At 36.7% G+C, this 23,876-nt stretch carries 22 protein-coding genes; 21 read left to right on the forward strand and 1 reads right to left on the reverse strand.

Translation table 11 applies throughout. The features are described 5' to 3' along the window. Nucleotides 1-114: 114 nt before the first annotated feature. The 16 genes from ACPZ3T_RS17330 to ACPZ3T_RS17405 all read left to right on the forward strand — a co-directional run bounded on the left by ACPZ3T_RS17330 (nt 115) and on the right by ACPZ3T_RS17405 (nt 16,066). On the forward strand, nt 115-849 hold the full coding sequence (locus ACPZ3T_RS17330) for a Uma2 family endonuclease (protein WP_490270710.1): 735 nt from the start codon (nt 115-117) through the stop codon (nt 847-849). Nucleotides 850-934: 85 nt separating this feature from the next. Further along, entirely contained in the window at nt 935-1,777 is an 843-nt protein-coding gene (locus ACPZ3T_RS17335) for an ABC transporter permease (RefSeq protein ID WP_490270711.1), read from the forward strand. A 67-nt stretch (nt 1,778-1,844) separates the two neighbouring features. Next, complete coding sequence (locus ACPZ3T_RS17340; RefSeq protein WP_490270712.1) at nt 1,845-3,095, forward strand: ABC transporter ATP-binding protein; 1,251 nt, start codon at nt 1,845-1,847, stop codon at nt 3,093-3,095. Nucleotides 3,096-3,406: 311 nt separating this feature from the next. Then, entirely contained in the window at nt 3,407-4,387 is a 981-nt protein-coding gene (locus ACPZ3T_RS17345; RefSeq protein ID WP_490270713.1) for a polysaccharide pyruvyl transferase family protein, read from the forward strand. Beyond that, nucleotides 4,371-5,225, forward strand: a complete 855-nt coding sequence (locus ACPZ3T_RS17350) for a class I SAM-dependent methyltransferase (protein WP_490270714.1) — start codon at nt 4,371-4,373, stop codon at nt 5,223-5,225. Before ACPZ3T_RS17345 ends, ACPZ3T_RS17350 begins: the two co-directional genes overlap by 17 nt. Next, complete coding sequence (locus tag ACPZ3T_RS17355; RefSeq protein ID WP_490270715.1) at nt 5,222-6,436, forward strand: glycosyltransferase family 4 protein; 1,215 nt, start codon at nt 5,222-5,224, stop codon at nt 6,434-6,436. The genes ACPZ3T_RS17350 and ACPZ3T_RS17355 overlap by 4 nt, the downstream gene beginning before the upstream one ends. A gap of 71 nt (nt 6,437-6,507) precedes the next feature. Continuing rightward, nucleotides 6,508-7,512, forward strand: a complete 1,005-nt coding sequence (locus ACPZ3T_RS17360) for a glycosyltransferase family 2 protein (protein ID WP_490270716.1) — start codon at nt 6,508-6,510, stop codon at nt 7,510-7,512. 77 nt (nt 7,513-7,589) lie between these two features. Further along, nucleotides 7,590-8,717: a glycosyltransferase family 4 protein gene (locus tag ACPZ3T_RS17365; protein ID WP_490270717.1), complete on the forward strand. Its 1,128-nt coding sequence runs from the start codon at nt 7,590-7,592 to the stop codon at nt 8,715-8,717. A 28-nt stretch (nt 8,718-8,745) separates the two neighbouring features. Further along, nucleotides 8,746-9,762 (forward strand): glycosyltransferase family 2 protein, encoded by a 1,017-nt coding sequence (locus ACPZ3T_RS17370; RefSeq protein WP_490270718.1) that lies wholly within the window; start codon nt 8,746-8,748, stop codon nt 9,760-9,762. A gap of 41 nt (nt 9,763-9,803) precedes the next feature. Then, the gene (locus ACPZ3T_RS17375; RefSeq protein WP_490270719.1) at nt 9,804-10,556 is read left to right on the forward strand and encodes an FkbM family methyltransferase; all 753 of its coding nucleotides are present in this window, start codon (nt 9,804-9,806) and stop codon (nt 10,554-10,556) included. A gap of 22 nt (nt 10,557-10,578) precedes the next feature. Beyond that, a complete protein-coding gene (locus ACPZ3T_RS17380) occupies nt 10,579-11,718 on the forward strand; it encodes a hypothetical protein (protein WP_490270720.1) in 1,140 nt (379 codons plus the stop codon). Continuing rightward, nucleotides 11,718-12,740: a glycosyltransferase family 2 protein gene (locus ACPZ3T_RS17385; RefSeq protein ID WP_490270721.1), complete on the forward strand. Its 1,023-nt coding sequence runs from the start codon at nt 11,718-11,720 to the stop codon at nt 12,738-12,740. The genes ACPZ3T_RS17380 and ACPZ3T_RS17385 overlap by 1 nt, the downstream gene beginning before the upstream one ends. A gap of 5 nt (nt 12,741-12,745) precedes the next feature. Then, a complete protein-coding gene (locus ACPZ3T_RS17390; protein WP_490270722.1) occupies nt 12,746-13,891 on the forward strand; it encodes a glycosyltransferase family 4 protein in 1,146 nt (381 codons plus the stop codon). 217 nt (nt 13,892-14,108) lie between these two features. Beyond that, nucleotides 14,109-14,603, forward strand: coding sequence for an SGNH/GDSL hydrolase family protein (locus ACPZ3T_RS17395; protein ID WP_490277257.1), 495 nt, complete (start codon nt 14,109-14,111; stop codon nt 14,601-14,603). A gap of 182 nt (nt 14,604-14,785) precedes the next feature. After that, a complete protein-coding gene (locus tag ACPZ3T_RS17400) occupies nt 14,786-15,241 on the forward strand; it encodes an acyltransferase (RefSeq protein WP_490270723.1) in 456 nt (151 codons plus the stop codon). 147 nt (nt 15,242-15,388) lie between these two features. Next, nucleotides 15,389-16,066: an FkbM family methyltransferase gene (locus ACPZ3T_RS17405; RefSeq protein ID WP_490270724.1), complete on the forward strand. Its 678-nt coding sequence runs from the start codon at nt 15,389-15,391 to the stop codon at nt 16,064-16,066. 11 nt (nt 16,067-16,077) lie between these two features. Here the strand turns inward: ACPZ3T_RS17405 and ACPZ3T_RS17410 are convergent, their stop codons facing one another. Further along, nucleotides 16,078-17,748 (reverse strand): right-handed parallel beta-helix repeat-containing protein, encoded by a 1,671-nt coding sequence (locus ACPZ3T_RS17410; protein WP_490270725.1) that lies wholly within the window; start codon nt 17,746-17,748, stop codon nt 16,078-16,080. A gap of 379 nt (nt 17,749-18,127) precedes the next feature. Between ACPZ3T_RS17410 and ACPZ3T_RS17415 the strand changes: the two genes are divergently transcribed. From ACPZ3T_RS17415 to ACPZ3T_RS17435, 5 genes are read left to right on the forward strand one after another with little or no spacing between them, the layout of a single operon-like run. Continuing rightward, nucleotides 18,128-19,378, forward strand: coding sequence for a glycosyltransferase family 4 protein (locus tag ACPZ3T_RS17415; RefSeq protein ID WP_490270726.1), 1,251 nt, complete (start codon nt 18,128-18,130; stop codon nt 19,376-19,378). Further along, nucleotides 19,365-20,678 (forward strand): hypothetical protein, encoded by a 1,314-nt coding sequence (locus tag ACPZ3T_RS17420; protein WP_490270727.1) that lies wholly within the window; start codon nt 19,365-19,367, stop codon nt 20,676-20,678. The genes ACPZ3T_RS17415 and ACPZ3T_RS17420 overlap by 14 nt, the downstream gene beginning before the upstream one ends. A 34-nt stretch (nt 20,679-20,712) precedes the next feature. Further along, nucleotides 20,713-21,897, forward strand: a complete 1,185-nt coding sequence (locus ACPZ3T_RS17425; RefSeq protein ID WP_490270728.1) for a glycosyltransferase family 4 protein — start codon at nt 20,713-20,715, stop codon at nt 21,895-21,897. 21 nt (nt 21,898-21,918) lie between these two features. Further along, nucleotides 21,919-23,124 (forward strand): glycosyltransferase, encoded by a 1,206-nt coding sequence (locus ACPZ3T_RS17430; protein ID WP_490270729.1) that lies wholly within the window; start codon nt 21,919-21,921, stop codon nt 23,122-23,124. 9 nt (nt 23,125-23,133) lie between these two features. After that, nucleotides 23,134-23,700: a YdcF family protein gene (locus tag ACPZ3T_RS17435; RefSeq protein WP_490270730.1), complete on the forward strand. Its 567-nt coding sequence runs from the start codon at nt 23,134-23,136 to the stop codon at nt 23,698-23,700. The last annotated feature ends 176 nt before the right edge of the window (nt 23,701-23,876 follow it).

The raw sequence follows: 23,876 nt of genomic DNA on the forward strand, positions 1-23,876 counted from the left end.
CGCACCGAGCAGCAGTATTGGAAAGGTATGCAGATGTGATTTAATAACGATAAATGTCTGAAATCACCACACCTCACATACAATAAAGTAGATATTCTGCCAATCAAAACAGGTATGTACCAAACTGACCCACCTCTTCCCCCCAGTGAAGTCCTACCGACAATGTACGACCTTCCCAGCGAAGATCCAGAGGAGCCTGGTTTGCCCGACGAATTTCATGACTTCCAACCCCAACTTTTGAGGGAAACCTGTCAACCATCAACTTACACTATGGGAGAAATCTTTATTGGTACAGACTTAAATTTATATTACGATGCTCGCCATCGGTTATGGCATAAAAGACCAGATTGGTTTTTAGTATTAGGTGTATCTCGCGCTCAACAACAACAAGAAATGCGTCTCAGCTATGTTGTTTGGCAAGAAGCAGTTGCACCATTTTTAGTAGTAGAATTACTTTCACCAGGTACAGAAGCAGAAGATTTGGGGCAAACATTAAGGGATGCCAACAAACCCCCGACAAAATGGCAAGTGTATGAACAGAATTTACGCATTCCTTATTACGTTGTGTTTGACCGCTACCAAAATTTGTTGCGCGTGTTTGAATTAACAGGAATGCGATATCAAGCAGTAGCACTTTCAGAGCCGAAATTTTGGTTTGAGGAATTACAGTTAGGCTTGAGTGTTTGGCGGGGGCAGTATCAACAAACAGAAGGTTCATGGCTGCGTTGGTATGATGTTACAGGTAATTGGATTCCCACTTTCGAGGAACGAGCCGAACAAGAACGGCAACGGGCTGAGAGATTAGCTCAAAGATTGCGATCGCTCGGTGTAGATCCAGATAATTTATAGAAAGACACGTCACTACTGGCTTAATTCCTCTCTCTGCGCCTCTGAGTGAGACAGATCCTTTTAAATTAATCTTTAATCAATAACCATGAATAGTCAAAAAAGTGTTGCCAAGCAAGAGTTAATAATTGAAGCTGGACGCACTGAAAAACAATATTGGAAAGATTTATGGCGTTATAGGGAACTATTTTATTTTCTGGCTTGGCGTGACATTTTAGTTAGATATAAACAAACAGCAATTGGTATTGCTTGGGCATTAATTCGTCCATTTCTCACGATGGTAGTGTTTACAATCGTGTTTGGGCAATTAGCAAAACTACCTTCTCAGGGTGCGCCTTATCCCATTCTGGTGTTTTCAGCTATGTTACCGTGGCAATTTTTTGCCAATTCCCTTTCTGAGTGTAGTAACAGTTTAATCAGCAATGCCAATTTAATTTCAAAAGTATATTTTCCTCGCTTAGTAGTACCCACAAGCGCAGTAGTTGTCAGCTTTGTAGACTTTATGATTTCTGGCATGATTCTACTAGCTCTCATGGCTTGGTATAACTTTGTCCCCAGTTGGCGAATTTTGACATTACCATTGTTTATTGGTATTGCCTTTGCTGCTTCGATGGGTGCCGGTTTATGGTTTGCTGCTTTGAATGTTAAGTATAGAGACTTTCGTTATATAGTGCCGTTTATTGTGCAGTTCGGTTTGTATATCTCCCCTGTAGGATTTAGCAGTAGTGTCATTCCAGAAAAATGGCGATTTATCTATTCTTTAAACCCAATGGTAGGGGTAATTGATGGCTTTCGTTGGGCAATTATCGGAGGTGAAGCCAAGCTATATTTACCAGGGTTTGTTCTATCCTTAATGCTGGTAGTTTTATTACTTGTCACTGGTATTTGGTATTTCCGCAGAACAGAACGGACATTTGCAGATGTAATTTAGCGTAAATCTTAGATCATTGAATTAATTTGATAAAACACTGTTGATATAGATATAGAGTAAATAGCTAATGTCTGACACTGTAATTAAGGTTGAGAACCTAGGTAAAAAATATATTATTGGACACCAGCAGGACAAGGGCTATATTACACTGCGTGATGTTATTGCAAAACGTGCTAAAGGTTTAGTTAAACCATTCCAAAATAAACACAGTAAAGACCATATCTATGAAGAAGAGTTTTGGGCATTAAACGATGTTTCCTTTGAGATTAAGCAAGGAGATAGAGTTGGTATTATTGGTCATAATGGTGCAGGAAAATCGACATTATTGAAGATTCTCAGCAAAATTACAGAACCAACTAAAGGTAGAGTCAAAATTAAAGGGCGTGTTGCTAGCTTATTAGAGGTAGGAACTGGTTTTCATGGTGAGTTGTCTGGGCGGGAGAATATATTTCTGAATGGTGCAATTTTAGGGATGGGTAAAGCAGAGATTAAAAGCAAGTTTGACGAAATTGTGGCCTTTGCTGAGGTAGAAAAGTTTTTAGATACACCTGTAAAACGCTACTCTTCTGGAATGTATGTGAGGCTAGCATTTGCTGTAGCTGCACATTTGGAACCAGATATTTTGATTGTAGATGAAGTTCTTGCCGTTGGAGATGTCAAGTTTCAGAAAAAGTGTTTGGGAAAAATGGAGGATGTCGGTAAAGAAGGACGGACTATTTTGTTTGTTAGTCATAATTTAGGAACATTGCAAACCCTTTGTGATAGAGGAATTCTCTTAAAGCAAGGCCAAGTTATGGCTGATGATATTGCATCAGAAGCCGTAAGTACATATTTAAAATCTCTTGAGCAAGCTGCATCTATTAATCTCTTAGAAAGAACTGACCGCAAAGGGAAAGGTAAAATTCGTCTTGCCAGAGTTGATGTACTTTCAGGTAAAGATGATTTATCAACTAAATTAGCTACAGGTTGTCCTGCTCGCTTCATTTTTTATTTCACTAACGGACAACCTACAATGTCTTGCTCCTTCACCATTTACAATCAGTATGGCCAAGCTGTGACAAATTTTAATAGTGCAGCCCATATTGGTAAAGACATAAACTATTCATCAAATCCAGAAAAAATTATTTGCGAAATTAATGAGTTGCTTTTAGTTCCTGGTCGCTATCGTGTGAATGTAGCAATTATGAATCAAGGGGAGTTACAAGACCACTTAGAAGCAGCAACTATTTTAGAAGTTGAGCAAGGGCATATCAGAGGATATCCCGTTGTTTCGGATGGTAAATACGGTAGTGTTTGTATTCCTCACAAATGGATTTAACTATGATAAATAAAATAATGAATGCTTTCGCAAAAAGCTAAAAATATAGGTTCTTCATTACTTGTTATGCTAAAAACGTCTAGAAATTAGCTTATATCCCTTGCTGGGCAAGAAAAACAGCTTTTAATCTTGACGTTTTAGCTTTTGGGAGAAAATCTAGATTTTAACCGCCTGAAACCCTTCATTTTATAGGCAAATCAATAATTTGAGGCTAAAATTTAGCATAACAACTACGGAAGAGCCAAAATATAATTTTATAGCTATTAATGACTTAAATGACAATACAATACTTGGTTTTGAGAGAAAATTGTATGAAAATTTGCTTACTAGATCCAGGGATTGAAAATAACAATAATTCACCAAGTTCTAATCTTGGAGATTTAATCATTCAAGAAGCTGTTATTCGAGAATTAGAAAATATCTTTGGTAATTGCGATATCAACCAGATTTCCACACAGACTTGGATAGAGAAAAAACATCTCAAAATTATGAGAAATAGTTCATTTACTTTTGTAGGAGGAACAAATCTTTTATCCTCAAATATGGATAAATATAAACAGTGGAAAATCTCTTTATTTAACTCATTTCAAATAAAAAATGCTATTTTACTAGGAGTTGGATGGTGGCAATACCAAGAAAATCCTAACTTCTATACAAAAACTCTCTTGAAGACTGCTTTATCTAATAAAATTATCCACTCAGTTAGAGATGAATATACCAAAAATAAACTCGAAGCTATTGGAATAAAAAATGTTATCAACACTGGTTGTCCAACTATGTGGACTTTGTCCCAAATTAAATCAGAAGAAATTCCATCGGCTAAATCTGAAAATGCTCTTTTAATGCTTACTGATTATTCAAAAAATCTTACTTTAGATAAAAAGTTAATTGAGTTATTAGTGAGCCAATATAAGGAAGTTTTTGTATGGCCTCAAGGTAGGCAGGATTTAGAATATATAATTAAATTTAATTTACCATTAGTAATCCTTGAACATTCCTTAGAATCTTTAGATAAATTTATAAATTCCGAAGTCAACTTTGATTATATAGGTACAAGACTGCATGGCGGAATTAGATGCCTTTTATCGAAAAAAAGATCACTAATTTTAGAAATTGATAACCGAGCTAAAGAGATAGCTATTGATACAGGTATACCCACATCCAGAAGAGATGATTTTGACTATATAAGACAATGGATAGAAAAACCATCAATCACAGAAATTAAAATAGATATATCAAAAATTAATAGATGGAAAAGTCAATTTAAGGTTAAAAATGATAAAACTTGCTAATCTTGGTTGTGGTCGTCGGTTTCATACTGGATGGACTAATATTGATTTTGTATCATCATCACAAGGTGTGATTGCTTATGATTTAAAACAGGGAATACCTTTTCCTGATCAATCATTTGATGTAGTTTACCACTCTCATGTTTTAGAACATTTTTCTAAAATAGAAGCAGAACATTTTTTAAAAGAGTGCTATCGTGTTTTACGTCCTCAAGGAATTTTAAGAGTAGTCGTTCCAGATCTTGAACAAATCACCCGCACGTATCTACACGCACTTGAGCAAGCCAGTGCTGGTTCCCAAGAATGGGCAGCAAATTACCAATGGATTCTTCTGGAAATGTATGACCAAACGGTGAGAAATCGGACTGGGGGTGAAATGTTTAGTTTCCTCACTAGTCAAAAGCTTTCTAATCAGGAATTTATAATTAAACGTTGTGGACTGGAAATTCAAAATATAATCACAGCAGATCAAAAACAAACCGTCTCTCCTAATTCTGCACATAAGGGTGGCATTGTAAAATTTTTAAAGCACATTTATCGTTTATTTCGATATCGCAAATATCGCCATCAGGAAATTATAAAGCTTATCCTTAGCCCAACAGAACTTAAGGCAATGCAAATTGGTCAGTTTCGCCAAGGTGGAGAAGTTCACCAATGGATGTATGATCATTATTCATTATCTTTACTACTAGAAAGGTCTGGACTAAAAGGAATTATACGCAGAACTGCTTATGAAAGCTATATTCCAGATTGGGCTAGCTTTAACTTAGATAGTGAGGCTGATGGCTCTATTTATAAACCGGACTCTCTGTATATGGAGGGTGTGAAGCCGTCAGTATGAAGATATTACACATTAACCAGTCTGACATAGTTGGAGGAGCAGCGATCGCAGGCTATCGTCTTCACCAAGGTTTATTGCAACAAGGCATTGACTCAAAATTGCTAGTTGGGAATGTTAAAACAGATAGTGAGCGTGTTACTGCTGTTTCTCGTAAATATCGCTGGGAGAACCAATTAATCCGCTTGACCGTAAGGTTGGGATTGAATTACATCAACCTGATAAGCACATTTGATATTTCAAAGCATCATTTTTATACTCAGTCAGATATTATTAATTTTCATAACCTGCACACAGGATATTTTAATTACTTAGCGATTCCGGCACTAACGGAAAATAAACCAGCTATTTTTACTCTCCATGATATGTGGAGCTTTACCGGACATTGTGCCTACAGTTATGATTGCGATCGCTGGCAGCAAGGTTGTGGTAAATGTCCTTACCCTGAAACATATCCAGCAATAATAAGAGATAACACAAGTCTGGAATGGAGACTAAAAGACTGTGTTTACAGTAACTCTCGTCTTACTATAGTAACTCTTAGTAAATGGCTGACTGATCAGGTGAAAAAGAGTATGCTCAGGCGTTTTCCGATTTATCATATCCCAAATGGTATTGATACAGATGCTTATCAGCCTCTAGATACAGAAAAATGCCGGGACATTTTAGGTATTGCGCCAAACAAAAAAGTTCTAATGTTTGGTGCAGATAGCCTTAAGGATTCCCGCAAAGGTGGGGACTTGCTAGTGAAAGCTCTGCAAAACTTGCCTGAAGCGTTAAAATCAGAAACAATATTACTGACTTTGGGTAATGGAAGCGAAAAAATTTCTGATTTAGTGGGAATACCAACTTTAAACCTTGGATATGTGAGTAGCGATCGCCTGAAATCAATCGCCTATTCTGCTGCTGACTTATTCATTTTTCCCACCCGTGCTGATAACTTACCCTTGGTATTACAAGAAAGTATGGCTTGTGGAACACCAATGGTATCTTTTAAAATAGGTGGTGTATCTGATTTAGTCCGTCCAGGAATTACAGGTTATTTAGCTCAACCAGAAGATACGCAAGATTTTTCTGATGGTATTGTGCAATTGCTGGAAGATGAGCAGTTACGGAAAACAATGAGTGAAAATTGTCGAGCGATCGCCCTCGCCGAATATTCCTTAGAACTGCAAGCAAAACGATACATTGAGCTATATCAACAGGTTTTGTAATGAGGTAGAGCGATCGCCTTAGATCAAAAGGTTAAACCTAGAAATATATTACATAGAGGAATAAGATATTCATGAGTTGCCCAAGTTTAAAAGACCTTCCTGCATCACCACCGGGGAAAACTGGTTGGCCGTGGACAGAACAAACAGATCCTTTACCAGAAAAAATGCCTGATGGTTCAGATTGGCCTTGCATTAGTATAGTCACTCCTAGTTATAATCAAGGTCATTTTCTAGAGGAAACAATTCGTTCTGTCCTTCTACAAGGATACCCAAATCTAGAATATATTATTATTGATGGAGGGAGTATAGATAATTCTCTTGAAATTATTAAAAAATATGCACCTTTTTTAAATTACTGGGTTAGTGAAAAAGACAAAGGTCAAAGTGATGCTCTTAATAAAGGATTTTACAACAGTACAGGAAGTATATGTGCTTATTTAAATAGTGACGATGTTTTTTTCCCTTCAGTTTTTAAAGAAGTAGCATTAATTTATAATTCTCAGAAAAATTTTAAGTGGCTTGCGTCATCAGTTTTATGCGCTAATAATTTGAATGACTCAGGATGGCTTTGGAAAGCAGATCCAGCTAATCTATCTCGTTTTGTAGTTAGACAAACTTTTGGACAAGCTGGTGTTTTTTGGAGTAGGGACGTAAAAGAAAAACCATATTTTGATATTTCTAGAAAATTTGGCATGGATCATAAATTTTTTAGCGAAATTTATATGAAATATGGAACGCCTAAGATTTTTCAGCAGAAAACAGCATTTTTTAGATTACATAATGACTCTAAAAGCAATACAATAGCTCATATTAGTCAAGAAGAAACTAAAAAGCTAATACAGGAAATTATAGAAAAGGTTGATAACCGAACAGCCTATCAAATCAATCAAGAATATATTCGCTTAAATTCTATTTATGTCATTCAAAAATTATTAGCAAAGAAAAAAAATAATAAAATTCAAAAATGGCATAGCTTTATACAAGCATATAATTTATTTATAAAGGTTCCTGACCCATTTCGAGATAGAATTTTCGTTTCTGCATGTATTAGACTATTTTTACGTTCGCTAATTTAATCTCATTCAACATTAAAAAAATTATTCAATTTTTAATTAATAAAGCCCAATCTATACAAAACCGCGTAAATATACACATGAAAATCGCTATTGCTTGCACAGGCTTGGATCATATATATAGAGGATTTGAAAGTTTTTCAAAAGAACTATTTAATAGCCTTGAATCAAATCTTTATGTAAATTTGTTAAAAGGCTCAGGGGAACCGGATATAAATGTCCGCGTTATGCCCACTTTAAAGCGAACATCTAAATTATATAACTTCTTTCCCTTTAACAAACTAAATGCTTACTATCGTTACCGTTATGAATGTCTGAGCTTTGGTTATTCTTTACTACCTTCATTACTACAAAATAAGTATGATATTATTCATTTTAGTGATAGTACACTAGGAGAATTTCTATTAAAGATAAGACAAATATTTCGCTTAAGGTTTAAACTATTATTGTCCAACGGTGCTCCTTATGAGCCGCATTATTGCGATCAGTTCGATGCTATTCAACAAGTAGCTCTATCTCATTATAAAGATGCCATATCTGCTAAAGTTTCAGCAGAAAAAAACTTTTTAGTTCCTTACGGCTTTGATAAAAAAAGGTTAGTGAGTCCTAATTATTTTAATCGAAATGAATTTCGTCATAAATATGATATTCCTCAAAACGCATATACTGTTGTCTGTTTAGCAGCATTAAACTCTACTCATAAACGTATTGATTGGTTAATTAAAGAATTTTCTCATTTAGATCCTAAAAAATATTATTTAATAATGGCAGGGCAAAGAGACAGTGAAACCCCGGAATTAGAAAATTTAGCTAAACAATTATTACCAAAAGCAAATTATCAGTTTTTAACTCTTCCTTACGAACAAATACCTTCATTAATTTGGTTATCAGATTTAATGGTTCTATGCTCACTTTATGAAGGCTTCGGTAGAGTTTTATGTGAAGCTATGGGAGCTAGTTTACCTCTATTACTACATCCTCATGCAACAGCAAAATGGATTGTTAAATGTGAAGATTGTTTTGTCGATATGACAAAGCCTGGGTATTTAAGCGATAATATTCAGAATTTATCTGAAGATAGTAATAAACAGTCGTATATTATTCAGCAAAATCTTAACCAGTTTGAAACTAATTTTGAATGGCAAGTATTGCGTCAATCATATATAGATATGTATGCCCAAGTTTTGAATAGTAGTTCTAAAAATTAGAAAACTTTCATTAATTAGCATAATTTATATGCCCAAAGTATCAGTTATTATTCCTAATTATAATAGAGCAGAGCTAGTTGGATTAACACTTGATAATATATTATCACAAACCCTAAAATCAAAAGAAATTATAGTAATAGATGACGGTTCTACTGATAATTCAGTAGATGTTATACGGTCTTTTGGAAATAAAGTTACTTTGATATGCCAACATAATCAAGGACCAGGAGCAGCACGTAATGCAGGATTAAGAATTGCTACTGGTGATTATATCCAGTTTTTCGATAGTGATGACTTATGTTCTTTAAATAATTTGGAATGCCAGGTTAACTCCTTAGAAATGTCTGGTGCTGATATCTCCTATTGTCCTTGGGCAAAGGTATATATAAATGATAACCAAGTTCAATTTGAAAATCATGTATTACAACAAAGACCATTACCTGTCCAAATGAGTCCGCTTATCTGGTTTTTACGAGGTTGGTTTATTATTTTTCAAGCTTGTTTATTTAGACATTCATTTATTAAAAAAATAGGTTGTTATCGAACAGATTTAACCACTGCTGAGGATGCTGAATTTTTACTAAGGATGCTATTACAGAATCCTAAACTTCAATTCAATCATCAAAGCTTCGTACTTTATAGATTGCATAATATGGGACAGTTGACTGATAGTGGAACAACTGTAAATAGTAGGTTAGAAGACTGGATAAAATTTATGCAGCTAACAAAAGAACAACTTATTAATCAAGATATTAAAGTTGATATTATGACTATGCTTATATTTGAATCTCAATTACTTAAAAATATTAATATGTATAAAAAATTAATAATTCTTGATAAGGAAGATAAATCTAAAATAGATTTTTATAATTACTCGTCAAAACTGGCAAAAATATATAATTTGGTGAATCTTTGGCAGCGTTTCACTGCTGGTTTACAGGGTAGATTAACTGGTTCACGCTATTCCTACGCTTATCAAGCGTCATATCCTATTGAATACCAGCAGCAACTGATACGTAATCTTGGTTATGGTACTTTAATTTAAGTATAGATAAAAACATTTTTATTTACTCATAACTTAAAGCAATGAAATTAAATTCAATAAAAGATACTTTTTTTAAATTACGTTATCAGTTTAAAGGTGTCCCAGTTTTAATAGATAGAGAAACGATTAGATTAGATGAATCTCTCAGACGTTGGGATATAACATCTGAGGTAGAAGTCCAAAAGATGCTGAAAAAATATCTACATCCAGGTGACACATTCATAGATATTGGTGCAAATTTTGGATTACATACTCTTTATGCTGCTAAACTTGTAGGGGAAAAAGGTAGTGTATTTGCCTTTGAACCTGCTCCCTCAAATCTAAATTTGTTACAGAAAAATATAACTTTAAATGGCGTTGAACAGCAGATAAAGGTTGTTACTAAAGCTGTATCAAATTCACTTGAGCCATTTTTAAATTTTTACATTCCTGTAGATGAGGTCGCTGTTACAGCTTCTCTAAGTCCAGCAAATAATAATGGTAGAAATTTCCAGGTGGCGAATGTTCGTTTAGATGATTATTGGGAAAATATAGACTTACCTATTCAATTAATCAAAATTGACGTAGAAGGTGCAGAATTAGAAGTGCTGCGCGGTGCAGAAAAATTGCTAAGGAAATGGAAACCAAATCTGTTAATTGAAGTGCATGGATTTGCCTTGGCTGATTTTGGGACTAATTTAGCTGAATTTCAGGAATTTTTAGCAAGCCTTGGCTATACAGAAAATTTATTGCCTGGAAAGCATTTTGTAGACGAAGAATACTTTCAGGCTATTTACTTACAGAAGTTAAACTAATCACTAATTCGTTAAAAAAAATATGAAGTATGGAATTGTTGTAACTACTATCTACGGTGGTGATTTTATTGATGAGTATCATAACCACTTTTTAAATAACGGTGATTTAGAAAACGTCAATTTCTATGTCGTAGGTGATATTTCAACTCCAGTTAGTTGCAGAGAAAAGGTAGAAAAGTACACGAAACAAGGGCTACCTTGGTATTATTTCGGTGTAGATGAGCAGAATGAATTTCTTAAACCCTTCCCAGAGCTAGCTGCTCAAATTCCCTGGAAGACTGACAACCGCCGCAATGTTGGTTTTCTAATGGCTTACCGCGATCGCTGTGATACCATCATCGCCATTGACGACGACAACTATCCCCTGAATGATTGGCCTTTTTTATCAGGTCATGCTCAAGTCGGTAAAGAAGTTTCTCTCATCACAGCAGTTGGAAATGATGGTTGGTTTAATTTGTGTTCCATGATGGAAGTTGATTGTCCTTCGTTGGGAAGTGGAGAAACCGTTTACGCCAGAGGCTTTCCTTATAAGCGTCGTCAACTAAAATGTTCGCAAATCGATGCTGAAATTTCTACTGGTATTGTAGGCATTAATGCAGGGCTTTGGGCTGGAGATCCAGATGTTGATGCCGCTACAAGATTAGTAACTCGTTGCGTTGCTAAGGAAAAATTTGCAGAAGACTACTTACTTGCCCAAAATACTTTAATGCCTATAAATACCCAAAATACTGGCATTATTAGAGATGCTATCCCAGCTTACTATTATGTAAAAATGGGTCATCCAGTTGCAGGAATGAAACTAGATCGTTTTGGTGATATATTCAGTGGTTTCTTTGTGCAAAAGTGCGCCCAAGCAGTAGGTCATAAGATTAAAGTTGGCTCTCCTGTTGTTGAGCATCGTCGCTCTCCTCACAATCTTTATAAAGACCTTTGGAATGAATTAGCAGGTATGGTAATCATTGATGATATGTTACCTCTCCTTGAAACTCCTTTGTCTCCTGCTCAAGACTATAGTAATGCCACACTCGAATTAGCAGAAAGAATTGAGGAATGGTCAGCCAAGCAGGAAGGATTTCTTTGGGATGATTCCTTAAAAGGTTATTTCAAAAATGTGGCTCAAAATATGAAATTATGGGTAGAAGTATGTCGTCAGCTAAACTGATGGTTTCACTGGTCACGACTGTATTAAATGATCAACAAGGATGTGCTGCTTTCTTTAAACAAATGGAAGCACAAACTTATATACCTGACGAAATTGTGATTGTAGATGGTGGCTCGAAAGATGGGACATGGGAATTTCTACAAAATTACCAACCAAGTCAACCTTATTCATTGCGGGTAGTTCAAGAAATAGGCTGTAATGTAGCTCGCGGGAGAAATTTAGCTATTGCCCAAGCAAAACATGAGATTATTGTTTCTACAGATATTGGTTGTACGTGGGAATCCCAGTGGTTAGAAGAACTTGCTCGACCTTTAATAGAGAATAAACAACTAGAAGCAGTCATGGGTAGCTGGCAAGTTCGCTGTGAAGACCTTAAAAGTTATTGGGCAAAGGTAGAATATGCACTCAACGGATTAAAATTTATTGCTCATCCCAAAGCCCATGCTTCTTCACGTGCAATTTCCTATCGTAAGTCCTTGTGGGAGAAAATTGGTGGCTATCCGGAGGACTTAACCCTGGCTGGAGATGATATGGTTTTTGCCTTGCTTTTGCATCGTATAACCAACTATGTAGGTTGTGCGCCTATTCCCCGTTGTTACTGGGAACGCCATGTAAGCTTAAAGTCCTTTTGCAAAGAAGCTCGACGAAACTTTCGTGGTGGGGGCGAAGCAGGGATTTGGCTCAATCATGGAATTTTGGTAGGTAGTAGGTTATTCTTAGAAGCTTTTCTTTTAACCTCTGGTTTAGTTTGGTTATGCTTCGCCTCACCCAAATGGTTAGGAATTACTCTTTTGAGCAGTTTTCTAATTATTGTGGGACAACGGGTTATACGTCTACTTCCTGCTATTCATCTCCTTTATCAACAAGGGCATACAGATGCTTGGCTGAAGGTCATCGTTTTTGAATATCTCATCAAATTTTGGGGCATTGTTGGCTATTGGGAAGGGTTTCTGGCAGGTTTCAGAAAATGTCGGGAGTGCCGCAAGAGACTCAGTTATAGTCCATTACAACAAACTACATAGACAATATGAGGTTACTCTACTACTCTCCAGCCAGCTATGGCGGCATAGGAGATTATGCCCATGAGCAGGCAAATGCTTTAGCTGCTCATGGCATTGAGGTGATCATGCTATGCACATCAAAGTATCCAATCGGCAGAGGAGAGCAGTACAAAACTGTCACCATTCTACAAGAGGTTAAGCCTGCAAAGCCATTGCATAATAAGGTACTTAAAGCAGCACATTACGTAGCAGTGACTTTAGCCAATTATGCAGTTTTGGCTCGCTTTATCAAACAAAATAATTTTCAGTATGTCCTGCTGGCTTCATATTCTGAGTACCTAGCACCCCTCTGGTTTGGGCAGCTAAAAGATTTGGCAAAGCGTGGTGTGGTTTTTGGTGCAGTTGTACATGACCCAGTGCGAGATTTTGTCTTGGGTCCGCTTTGGTGGCATCGCTGGTCGATCGCTTGCGGCTATTCATTTCTGCAAGAGGCTTTTGTCCATGAAGCGATCGCCCTTGATGCCGTAAGACCTATGCCTGATCTGCAAACTACTATTATCCCTCACGGTTCTTTGCAGTTCTTACCACCCCAGAAAAGTAGGGAAAAAGTACGCGCAGATATAAAGATTCCTCAACAAGCCAAAGTGTTGTTGTCGTTTGGTCACATTCGAGATAACAAGAATCTGGATTTGGTGTTAATGGCGATCGCTCACTTTCCTAATGTTTATCTAGTAATCGCTGGTAAAGTTTCCTCATCCACTCAAAGACCTGTAACTTATTATCAAGGTTTAGCCCATAGCCTTGGCGTTGCAGACCGATGTCGTTGGCTAATTGATTTCATTCCTGAAGAGCAAGTTGGGGATCTATTTAATGCTTGTGATGTAGTCTTGTTAACTTATAGTGCAAGTTTTCGCTCTGCCAGTGGTGTTCTCAATGCAGCAGCTGCTTATCGACGACTGTGCATTGCATCTGCTGGATTAGGTAATCTCCGTACCGTAGTACAAAAATACAATCTTGGTATTTTTGTTGAACCGGATAATTGGGAGGCCATCTGTGATGGCATACAGTTGTGGCTCAACGATACAGTTAAAGCAAACTGGGAAGATTACGAGCGAGATAATTCTTGGAGCAAGAATGCTGAAATCATTTACAGCCGATTTTGGGGAAATTAATTATAGTAGACATTGCCTAAACATAAGGAAGTTTTATGTTTAATAAAAAAACAAAAAGAATATTAAGTTTATCTTTTGGTATCTATATTATTTTGTCTTTACCTATAGTCACAGTCTTCTCTTCAAATGAGTATTTTCGTTTCATATATTTTGAAATAATCAATGGATATAAAGCTAAATTTACCCCCCCCCCCGATACGTATTTTGTGGAGATAGTATTACAGCAGGAGGAAGGAATTGGGGTTTAAGATTACAAGGTAGTTTATTGAACAGTAAACACTTAGCTGGTAATGGCTATAAAACCTCTCAAATTCGGGAGCAAGTTAAGTTGACTCTGGGATATAAACCTACTTATGTTTTCATAATGGCTGGTAGTAATGATGTCTTAAGAAATGATTTTTCACTGAACAAGACTCTTGAAGACTACGCAGAAATAATTAAATTGTTTGAAGGTAATAACACGCTTCCTATTTTTACTCTTATTCCACTAACTAACAATCCAAAACTCAACAATAAAATCAAAAATTTAAACTCTAAATTGGTTGTATTGTTGAAGCAAAGCAATATTGCTTTCATTGATTTAAACCCATATATCGCTCCTTCAGGATATTTAATTAATGAATATACTATGGATGGAGTTCATTTTACAGAAGCTGCCTATAAAATTTGGACAAGGGAAATAAAACAAACAATTGACTCTAATCCTAATTAGCAATCCGTGTTTTTTCTAATTAATTTAGATATGATTTATAATCTAATGTTAATTTTACTTTGATTGTAAAGTAATTTTATCTGGCATAAACTAACAGTATGCAATATAGGCTGATTGCAGGTAGTATTCTCAGTTATTCTTACAACCACATATTTGCAAATTGTCCATCTCGCAAGTTGAGAATGTCTTATCTCAAAAAGTATTTAGCTCAAGTTGGACAAGGTACTTGTGTACAGATGGGCTGTAGATTTCTCAATGGACGCAAGATTTATTTTGGCGATCGCAATGTGATTAATTTTGGCTGCTTATTTGATGGTCGCAAGTATGAAATTCGGACTGGTGCGGATGTCTCCATTGGTCCAGAGGCTACAATCTTAACCCTGGGACATGATCCACAGTCACCAGATTTTAGTGATCAAGGAGGTGATGTGATTATTGGCGATCGCGCTTGGATTGCTTACAGAGCGATTATTTTACCTGGAGTTACGATAGGTGAGGGGGCAGTTGTAGGTGCAGGCTCAGTAGTCACGAAAGATGTAGAAGCATACACCATTGTTGCGGGTAGCCCAGCTAAATTTATTAAGAAGCGCAATGCTGAGTTGAACTACAACTTAAACTATCAACCGTGGCTACTTTAATAAATTTGATAACCCTAAGCTAAACCCAGGTTATAACATCAGAGTTCAGTTTGACATTAGCTCACCACTGATTCTTGGGTTTATTTTGGATAATTTAAGAATTCTTGAATCTACAAAAAATATAATATGTTGGAGACATCATTAAAGATGAATATTTTGTCTTATATCAGTAAACAACCCGTGCCAGTAAATATATTAGGTGGGCCATTCAAAGGGTCTCGTGTCATTCTCAATCCTACTTACTCTAAACGCAAAATACTCGGTGTTTATGAACATATATTGAATCCCTGGTTACGACAAGTTCTTCCTCAAGTTGAGGTTTTATGGGATGTAGGTGCAAATGATGGGTATTTCACTTATGGTTGTGCTCATGTAATGAAACGCTATCAAATTGATGGGTATATAATTGCTTTTGAACCAGGACTTGCAGACCAACCTAGTCTAACCATTCCCTCTAGTTGGAAACAATATGCTGGAGTTGAGTTTGAATTTATCCCTCAGTTTGTCGGAGCAGTTTTTGATGAAGCAACAATAACTCTAGATAGGGCTTATAGTCAGCGTCCCTTTTTAGAAGGTAAAAATTCTTTGGTAAAAATAGACGTTGAAGGTGCTGAAGTAGAAGTATTACAAGGAGCAACTAAATTGCTGCAAGGACATAACCATTTTGTTGTTGAAGTGCATGGAGATCATCTATTAGACCCAGTGTTAGACTTTTTTGTTAAAGCTAACAGGAAAGTTGATATTCATCCATACAAACCTCATTGGTTACTAGGCGCAGAGTCACGCACCCTTAAGACTTCTTGGATAACAACCCAGAATTTTTAAAAATCGGAGAATTAGTAGACTGCGTACCACTTTTGTTCAGATTTGTTAAATTTAAGTATGACTTGTTCAGAACCACCAGCTAAATATATGTCTTCCCGACATTGAACATTAGAAGAATTGCTCGGTATAATTAGTTTTTTGTTAATTGTACCGCCTGTAATTAACACCTCTTGTCCATCAACATAACCACTAATACTCATTTCTATCTCTATAACTGGAATGCTAGGATTTCCAGTAGCGTTCCACAAAACCACTTCTTCGCACTTTGGCTCAACAATGTAAGGTCCCTGATGCCAAAAAGCATAGCTTCCTTGCAAATCACGTCTGTGTACATTTTTATATTGATTATTCTTAAAAAATGGACGTTCATTCGTGATAACAGCTAATTGCTCAGGAGTGCGGCAATTTTCAAAAACATTATTTTCTATAACTATATTTTGTAAATCGCCATAATAAAAAATGCAGCCTACTTTGCTAACATTAGTATCTGTAGATGCTTTATGAAGATTATTTTTTATTACTACGTTAGATAATTTGCCAAATATGTGAGCAGTTGTTGCTGGTTGTTTTTGCCCATATATTTCGTTTTCATAAAACTCAATATTTCTATTGACTCCACTGGTGAATAGGGCATTGTTGACATCAAAGAATTTATTTTTTGTCACAACGAAATCGCTTGCACCTCCGAAAGGGCAAATGCCAGCATTTGAATTAAAGAAACTACAGTTAGTAACTGTTACTTTGCGTCCAGGAGATAAATTGCCTTGTGCAACAACTAAGCCATAGCGTGTTGAATCTTTAAAGATGCACTCGTTAAAATAATAAGATTTGTTCGGAGTAATTGGTGCATTTTCAACCCAAGCATTAGCTGTTTGTGAAAATTCGCATTTAGTTACAGTTAAGTCAGCCTCAAGACTCAGCATGGAAGCATTAGAGCCATGTAATTTTGTATTTGATATCGTAACTTTTCCTACACCTATCCCACCGGCATAAATTACTTCACCTCTAAAATCATGGACGTAAACAGAATCAATAGTGATATTTTCTAAGTATTTATCGAAATCTAATACTATACCTTTATGGGTTATGTCCCATCCATCTCCAGTACTTGGATTAGCCGGCCACCAATGGTTATTAGTAAATCCATTGGTACCACCATATAATTCTAGATTTTTAATTGTAACGTTTCTTCTGGGCTGACTAGGATTGTTGGTACCTCTAATCATAATTCCATGCCCTCTAACAACTTGGTTGTTGATAATAGACCAAGAACCTCTACTTTCAATAATAGTTTTACCAATTCCATCCCCCATAAGAGTAATATTGTCATAGTTGATGACAATTGAAGATGGGGAATCACCTATTAAGATTTCTGGTGATACTTGGTAGTATCCGGCTGGTATGTAAATAGTTCCCCCACCTTGCTGACCAACTGTATCAATAGCTTTTTGAATTATTTTAGCGTTGGATATCCTAACCCGTTCTCTATTTGTCTTACCACTAACCAATCTACCAAACTGATAAACATTCACAACGTTATTTATGACAGTTTGGCTAATTAAAGTTGGCTTCTTACTTGCTGTTTCTTTGGCGTTTACTGACGATGTATTGCTGAGTAGTCCATGTAGTGTACTAGCTCCTGCACCTAAACCAAATTGCATTAAAAATGTACGACGATCCATGATTTAAGCTCCTAAAATTTTTGGCAGAACAAATTTGATCATTCCTCAATAAAGGAATAATTGAGAAAAATAATTCAGCGATATCTACAAGGCAGTAAACTGATATTTTTAGCCAGAATTATTGAGTGTCTAAATTCTGTGAGTATCTGAGAAATTAGTGAGATGCACTTATTTCAACTTGATACATCAACCTGCAACAATTTTTCATAAGGCTAACCTTCGCTTTACCCTCTATCAAGTGGAATCTTTACTGAAATTTCATGGGACTTCAATTTTCTTTGAAGATTTTTTAAGTAAAACCACGGTAAATTATAAGGTAGATTAATTTCTTTTGAAGAAATATTAAAATTTTGCTGATAAAAATTTCTTATATTTATTTGTGTCTAGGCTAGTGTTTGAAAAATCTTCCCTCTGGATATGTTGCCAACTGGGAGCGCGTGAGCATTATGCTATCCCGCGATCGCTAAACCAGTCTGGACAGTTAGCTCATTTGATCACAGACGCATGGGTACAACCCCATTCTGCACTGAATGGATTACCCCGGCCTTTATTAGCTAATCTACGGGAACGGTTTCATGCAGATTTAGCCACAGCCTCGGTTCACGCTTTTACTGGTTCATTGATTCGCTTTGAAATAGCTCAAAGAATTCAAAAAACTGCCGGATGGCCACAAATCATTGCCCGCAATGACTGGTTTCAAAAAAACGCAACTCAAATACTATACAAGCTCACGCCGCAACTATCTAAATTAAATTGTCGTCCTACTTTATTTGCATACAGTTACGCGGCTTTAGAAATTTTACGTTACGCCAAATCTCAAGGCTGGAGAACGATTCTTGCTCAAATTGACCCAGGGACATTCGAGGAAAAGTTGGTTATGGAAGAACACGCCAGACACCCGTTTTATCAATCGAACTGGCAACCAGCACCATCCTACTACTGGAATAATTGGCAAGAAGAATGCTCATTAGCTGACAGAATTATGGTTAATTCACTTTGGTCAAGTGAAGCATTACAGCAAGTAGGTATCCCCAAGGATAAAATTGACATTATTCCCCTGGCTTATCAACCACCTCAGCAAGCATCGAATTTTGAGCGAATTTATCCCCCGGTGTTCTCGACTGAACGTCCACTTCGAGTCCTGTTTTTGGGACAAGTCATCCTCCGCAAAGGGATAGCTGCATTACTAGAAGCGGTAGAACTTTTAAGGAATCAACCGATAGAATTCTGGCTAGTTGGTTCTTTAGGAATTTCTCTACCCCCAGCATCTCACAGTCAAGTCAAGTGGATTGGTTCGGTATCTCGCAGCACCACAGCTACATACTACCAGCAGGCAGACGTTTTCCTGTTTCCTACTCTTTCTGATGGTTTTGGCCTGACTCAGTTAGAAGCCCAAGCTTGGAAAATGCCTATTATCACTTCCCGATTTTGTGGCGAGGTGGTACAAGATCAAGTTAACGGACTAATTTTAACGGAAGTGAGTGGAAAAGAGATCGCACAAGCTCTTAGTTTCTGCTTGCATAATCCTCAGCAACTAGCAGCTTTTGCACTCAACTCCACTGACACTTTTGATTTTAGTCTGTCACAATTGCAGCATCGTCTCCAAGCCCTAACTTATGACTTTTGTTGACTTTCCCACACTAGCCTTTACCCAAATTGGACTGATTATTTTTAGCTGTATTTGGCTGCTGCGGCGTAATGACGAAATCCCTCTATTTATCAACAGTTTTTTATTTTATATTAGCTCTTACCGATATTGGGCAGTCACTAGTGGCTTTGGTGAATGGGTATATCTTGGTGAATTGGGTGGGTTTAATCCCATCACTACAGAAGCATCTCTCGTTGCCTTAAATTACATGGTCTTTGGACAAATATGCTTGGTAGCAACTTATATGTTGTCTCAGAAGCAATCTCTGCCAATTATCAAACCTGTTGCTGAACGCTCCTTTTTAATATGGCTATACCCAAAAGCCATCCGTTTTGGCTTATTGTGCTTGCCTCTAGTTTTGTATATTCGCCGTCGTGTAGATGCACAAGTATCATCAGGAAAGTCATTGGCTTTTGAAGTTACTGGCTACTTATACTTGTTTCCTATGGTGTTAGTAGGAATTGCCACGTTAGTTCTTTGTGTTTGGAAATTCGGTGGATTTACATCCATTCGCACTAAACTCACCGCTTTTTCTATTCTTGCAGGCGTATCTTATTACACCTTTAGCCCCACTAGTCGTTTTCAATTTTTGGGGTGGATGCTTGCTAGTGCGATTATTTTATCTTCTTCTTTTCGCCCAAAAACCCGTTTGATTATTTTTACTATTATTGCTGTCTTAGGCATTAGTGTATTTACTGTAGCTGGTGCCATGCGAAGCACGGTTGTATCAGAAGATGCCCTCAAGCAGTCAGCATGGGAGCGGGCATTCAGTGCTGAAGATGCCAATATGATTGACGGTTTTGTATTAATACAACAGGTTTACCCCAAACGTTTAGACTTTTCTTGGGGCATGGAGCATTTGGAAATTTTGATGCGTCCTATTCCTAGAGCTTTTTGGCCGGACAAGCCAGTAGGCGGCTATATGAATAAACTGAATATTACTACTCATAAAGGCAAAGGAACTTTAGGAATATCACCATCATTAATAGGTTCGTTTTATGCAGAAGGTGGAATTGCAGGAATTATAGTTTGTGCAACTATTTATGGTAAAATTTTGGCCTCTATAGTTCGCTATACTACTAGGGTTCATCCCTTCGCCAGTATATTAACTCGTGCCATTCTGTGCGCTTGTCTCATCCCTCTGCTACGAGGGGGAGACTTGCCTGGGATTTATGCTTGGTTTGGTATGGCATTCTGGCCTTGTTTTTTGTTGCTGTGGATAAAACGCAAGTATTTTAGACGAAATTATCTATTAACAAATCGTTTTTATTTTCAGACCTAAAATTAAGTATTTTCAATCTTAAGAGCTATAAATTATGAATATAGTTGTCATTTTCTATAATATTGGAGGCTATCACGCTGCAAGGCTACGTGCTGCCTATATAGCTTGTCAACAAAAAGGTTGGAAACTTAGTGCAATTCAAGTTACAGATAACACTCAAGAGCATCCGTGGGGTAATGTAGAACAGGAGATTACATTTCCTCTCATAACTTTGTTGCCATCAGCAACAACAGCACCCTCAATTCCACGAAATCAAGAATCTAGCTTTCCAGCCTCTTTGCTACCCTCTTGTCTAGATAGATTACAACCAGACATAGTTGCTATCCCTGGATGGGGATTTCCTATTTCTCGTACTGCACTTTCTTGGTGCCAAAAACACCATATCCCTAAAATCTTGATGAGTGAAAGTAAATGGGATGACGAAAGGCGGCAGTGGTGGAAGGAGCAATTAAAATCTTGGCTTTACGTAAAAAAATATGATGCTGCGCTTGTAGGTGGAAAGCTACATCGTGACTATCTAATCAAGTTAGGTTTTCCTTCTGAACGGATTTTTCTAGGTTATGATGCAGTTGATAATCATTATTTTACTCAACAAGCAGATATAGCAAGACTCGATTCTGTTTCGGCTAGGTACAGACAGGCCAAAATCCCAGTAAAACCTTATTTTATTATCGTTACTCGTCTTATCAAACGCAAAAATGTTTTTCGTCTTGTAGAAGCTTACGCTGCTTATCGTCAGAAAATAGGAGTTGAGGCAGCTTGGGATTTGGTAATTTGCGGTAGTGGATCAGAAGAAACTGCTATTCGCAATTTTATTTTGGAACAAACATTGCAAGATTGTGTTCATTTGCCCGGCTTTATAACTTATCAAGCCATTGGGGATTGGTATGGCTTGGCTAATGCCTTTGTCCATCCTGCTTTGCAGGAGCAATGGGGTTTGGTTGTGAACGAAGCTTGCGCGGCAGGATTGCCAGTTCTATGCAGTAATACTGTAGGGGCAGGATATGAATTGGTTGATGATGGGAAAAATGGTTTATTATTTGACCCTGAAAATAGAGAAGATATTACTCGCTCTTTGCTAGCTGTCCATCAAATGGATGCAGAAGCAAGAATTAAAATGGGATATTTAAGTCAACAAAATGTTGATAAATGTTCTCCCCAAAAGTTCGCAGATGGGTTTTTAAATGCTGTTGGCATAGCGATGAAATCTCTTATTTAAAAGTACCTATATTAATTTGTTATGAAGATTTTGTTTGTAGCTCCTTATATTGGCATTACGTATGGTGGTACTTCAAAAATCGTTAGAGAGCTAGTAGAAGGAATTGGCCATCTTGGCATTACTGTTGATTTAATCACAACAAATGCTAATGGTTCGAATAATTTAGACGTACCCTTAAATACATGGATAGATGAAAGATATTATCGAATACAGTATTTCTCTTGCTGGCACCAAGATGATTTTATCATTAGTTACTCTTTGCTCAAATGGCTAGTGAAAAGTGTTAAAGATTATGATATAGTGCATACACAAACAGTTTTTGCGCCTATAGTATCAGTTGCAAACTGGATATGTAAACATTACAAAATTCCATACATTGTAACTCCTCATGGTATGTTAGAGCCGTGGGCTTTATCATATAAAAGTTGGAAGAAAAATTTTTACTATAAATTGTTTGAAAGTAAACTAATTCAGCGTTCCCAAGCTATTCAAGCTACGTCTAGCTTGGAATTAGAAAATATTAATAATCTGAAATTTGGGAATAGTATTTTAGTTCCTAATGGAATTAATATTCAAGACTTTAGAACTTTACCTGAGCCAGAAGTTTTTTATCAAAAATTTCCTAAGATTAGAGATAAAACTTTGATTTTATTTCTTGGGCGTATTGACCCTAAAAAAGGACTAGATTTACTTGCACCTGCTTTTGCTAAAGTTCATAAACAGTTTCCTCAAACTCATCTAGTAGTGGCAGGCCCAGATAATATTGGTTTTTTAGAAAAGGCTCAAAGTTATTTCCTTCAGGCTGATTGTATTCATGCTGTTACCTTTACAGGTATGTTGAATGGAGCATTAAAATATGCTGCTTTGGCTGCTGCTAACTTATACGTGGCTCCTTCTTACTCAGAAGGTTTTAGTATGTCTATTTTAGAGGGTATGGCCTCTGGATTACCCTGTATAATTACGACTGGTTGTAACTTTCCTGAAGCGGCAAAAGCTCAAGTCGCTCATGTTGTTGAGATAAATGCCGATGCTATTGCTAATGCTCTAATAAAGTGCTTAAGTCATCCTGACGAAGCAAAAATTATGGGCGATCGCGCTCGTGACTTTATTTTCAGTAATTATACTTGGGATCGTATTGCCGCGAATCTCTGCCAAGTTTATCAAGCAATTATTGATAAACAACCTTTGCCAGAATTTATTAGAACTTCATCAACTGAATTTTCCTAAAAAAACATTTTGAAAAAAAGGTACTACCGCAAAAAATTAAAACCATACTGGAGATTGGCTTTAGTAGGATTTTTCATCAGTTTACTACTAGTTATTCCAGTAAGGTTAGTGATCGCATTCTATCAAGCACCCCAACCACAAGCTTTTCTAGTTTTAGGAGGCGATCCCGCAAGAGAACAAGCTGCTGCTGAACTAGCCAGATGGTATCCATCCTTAGAAGTTTGGGTATCTTCCCCTCCAGATGTTGAAAAAACTCTGCAAATGTTCCAAGCGGCCAACATTTCTAGTGCGCAAGTACACATTGATTTGCAAGCTGTAGATACAGTAACGAACTTCACTTCCGTCGTTGATGATTTCAAACAACGACAGATTCACCATGTTTACCTTATTACGTCAGATTTTCATATGCCTAGAGCAAAGGCGATCGCTACTTTTGTCCTTGGTAGCCAAGGTATTGCCTTTACTCCTATTGCAGTTTCATCAAGACGAACTCAATCAGAATCTATTCCTCATATCCTTCGTGATATAGCTCGCTCTCTTTTGTGGATCATTACAGGGCATACAGGAAGGAACTAGGTTTAGTATTTAATGTTTAATGACGATTACATCTTATACTTTAATCAGCAGAAGCTACAAGCCTAATTTTCAGAAGAATATTTTGTTTTTTAAGCATATTTATTTACTAAATAATTGAAAACCCGCATAGGCGGGTTTTGTCTGTGGTTAGAGATTTATTTGCAGAGGCTCATATT

It is taken from the genome of Aliinostoc maniaoense (assembly GCF_058172895.1).

What these genes read in the sequence shown, in the direction of transcription:
- ACPZ3T_RS17405 (WP_490270724.1), top strand. Translation starts at nt 15,389, where the DNA reads ATGAATATTTTGTCTTATATCAGTAAACAACCCGTGCCAGTAAATATA.
- ACPZ3T_RS17330 (WP_490270710.1), top strand. Translation starts at nt 115, where the DNA reads ATGTACCAAACTGACCCACCTCTTCCCCCCAGTGAAGTCCTACCGACA.
- ACPZ3T_RS17400 (WP_490270723.1), top strand. Translation starts at nt 14,786, where the DNA reads ATGTCTTATCTCAAAAAGTATTTAGCTCAAGTTGGACAAGGTACTTGT.
- ACPZ3T_RS17385 (WP_490270721.1), top strand. Translation starts at nt 11,718, where the DNA reads ATGGTTTCACTGGTCACGACTGTATTAAATGATCAACAAGGATGTGCT.
- ACPZ3T_RS17355 (WP_490270715.1), top strand. Translation starts at nt 5,222, where the DNA reads ATGAAGATATTACACATTAACCAGTCTGACATAGTTGGAGGAGCAGCG.
- ACPZ3T_RS17375 (WP_490270719.1), top strand. Translation starts at nt 9,804, where the DNA reads ATGAAATTAAATTCAATAAAAGATACTTTTTTTAAATTACGTTATCAG.
- ACPZ3T_RS17335 (WP_490270711.1), top strand. Translation starts at nt 935, where the DNA reads ATGAATAGTCAAAAAAGTGTTGCCAAGCAAGAGTTAATAATTGAAGCT.
- ACPZ3T_RS17425 (WP_490270728.1), top strand. Translation starts at nt 20,713, where the DNA reads ATGAATATAGTTGTCATTTTCTATAATATTGGAGGCTATCACGCTGCA.
- ACPZ3T_RS17345 (WP_490270713.1), top strand. Translation starts at nt 3,407, where the DNA reads ATGAAAATTTGCTTACTAGATCCAGGGATTGAAAATAACAATAATTCA.
- ACPZ3T_RS17370 (WP_490270718.1), top strand. Translation starts at nt 8,746, where the DNA reads ATGCCCAAAGTATCAGTTATTATTCCTAATTATAATAGAGCAGAGCTA.
- ACPZ3T_RS17410 (WP_490270725.1), bottom strand. Translation starts at nt 17,748, where the DNA reads ATGGATCGTCGTACATTTTTAATGCAATTTGGTTTAGGTGCAGGAGCT.
- ACPZ3T_RS17350 (WP_490270714.1), top strand. Translation starts at nt 4,371, where the DNA reads ATGATAAAACTTGCTAATCTTGGTTGTGGTCGTCGGTTTCATACTGGA.
- ACPZ3T_RS17380 (WP_490270720.1), top strand. Translation starts at nt 10,579, where the DNA reads ATGAAGTATGGAATTGTTGTAACTACTATCTACGGTGGTGATTTTATT.
- ACPZ3T_RS17360 (WP_490270716.1), top strand. Translation starts at nt 6,508, where the DNA reads ATGAGTTGCCCAAGTTTAAAAGACCTTCCTGCATCACCACCGGGGAAA.
- ACPZ3T_RS17430 (WP_490270729.1), top strand. Translation starts at nt 21,919, where the DNA reads ATGAAGATTTTGTTTGTAGCTCCTTATATTGGCATTACGTATGGTGGT.
- ACPZ3T_RS17420 (WP_490270727.1), top strand. Translation starts at nt 19,365, where the DNA reads ATGACTTTTGTTGACTTTCCCACACTAGCCTTTACCCAAATTGGACTG.
- ACPZ3T_RS17365 (WP_490270717.1), top strand. Translation starts at nt 7,590, where the DNA reads ATGAAAATCGCTATTGCTTGCACAGGCTTGGATCATATATATAGAGGA.
- ACPZ3T_RS17340 (WP_490270712.1), top strand. Translation starts at nt 1,845, where the DNA reads ATGTCTGACACTGTAATTAAGGTTGAGAACCTAGGTAAAAAATATATT.
- ACPZ3T_RS17390 (WP_490270722.1), top strand. Translation starts at nt 12,746, where the DNA reads ATGAGGTTACTCTACTACTCTCCAGCCAGCTATGGCGGCATAGGAGAT.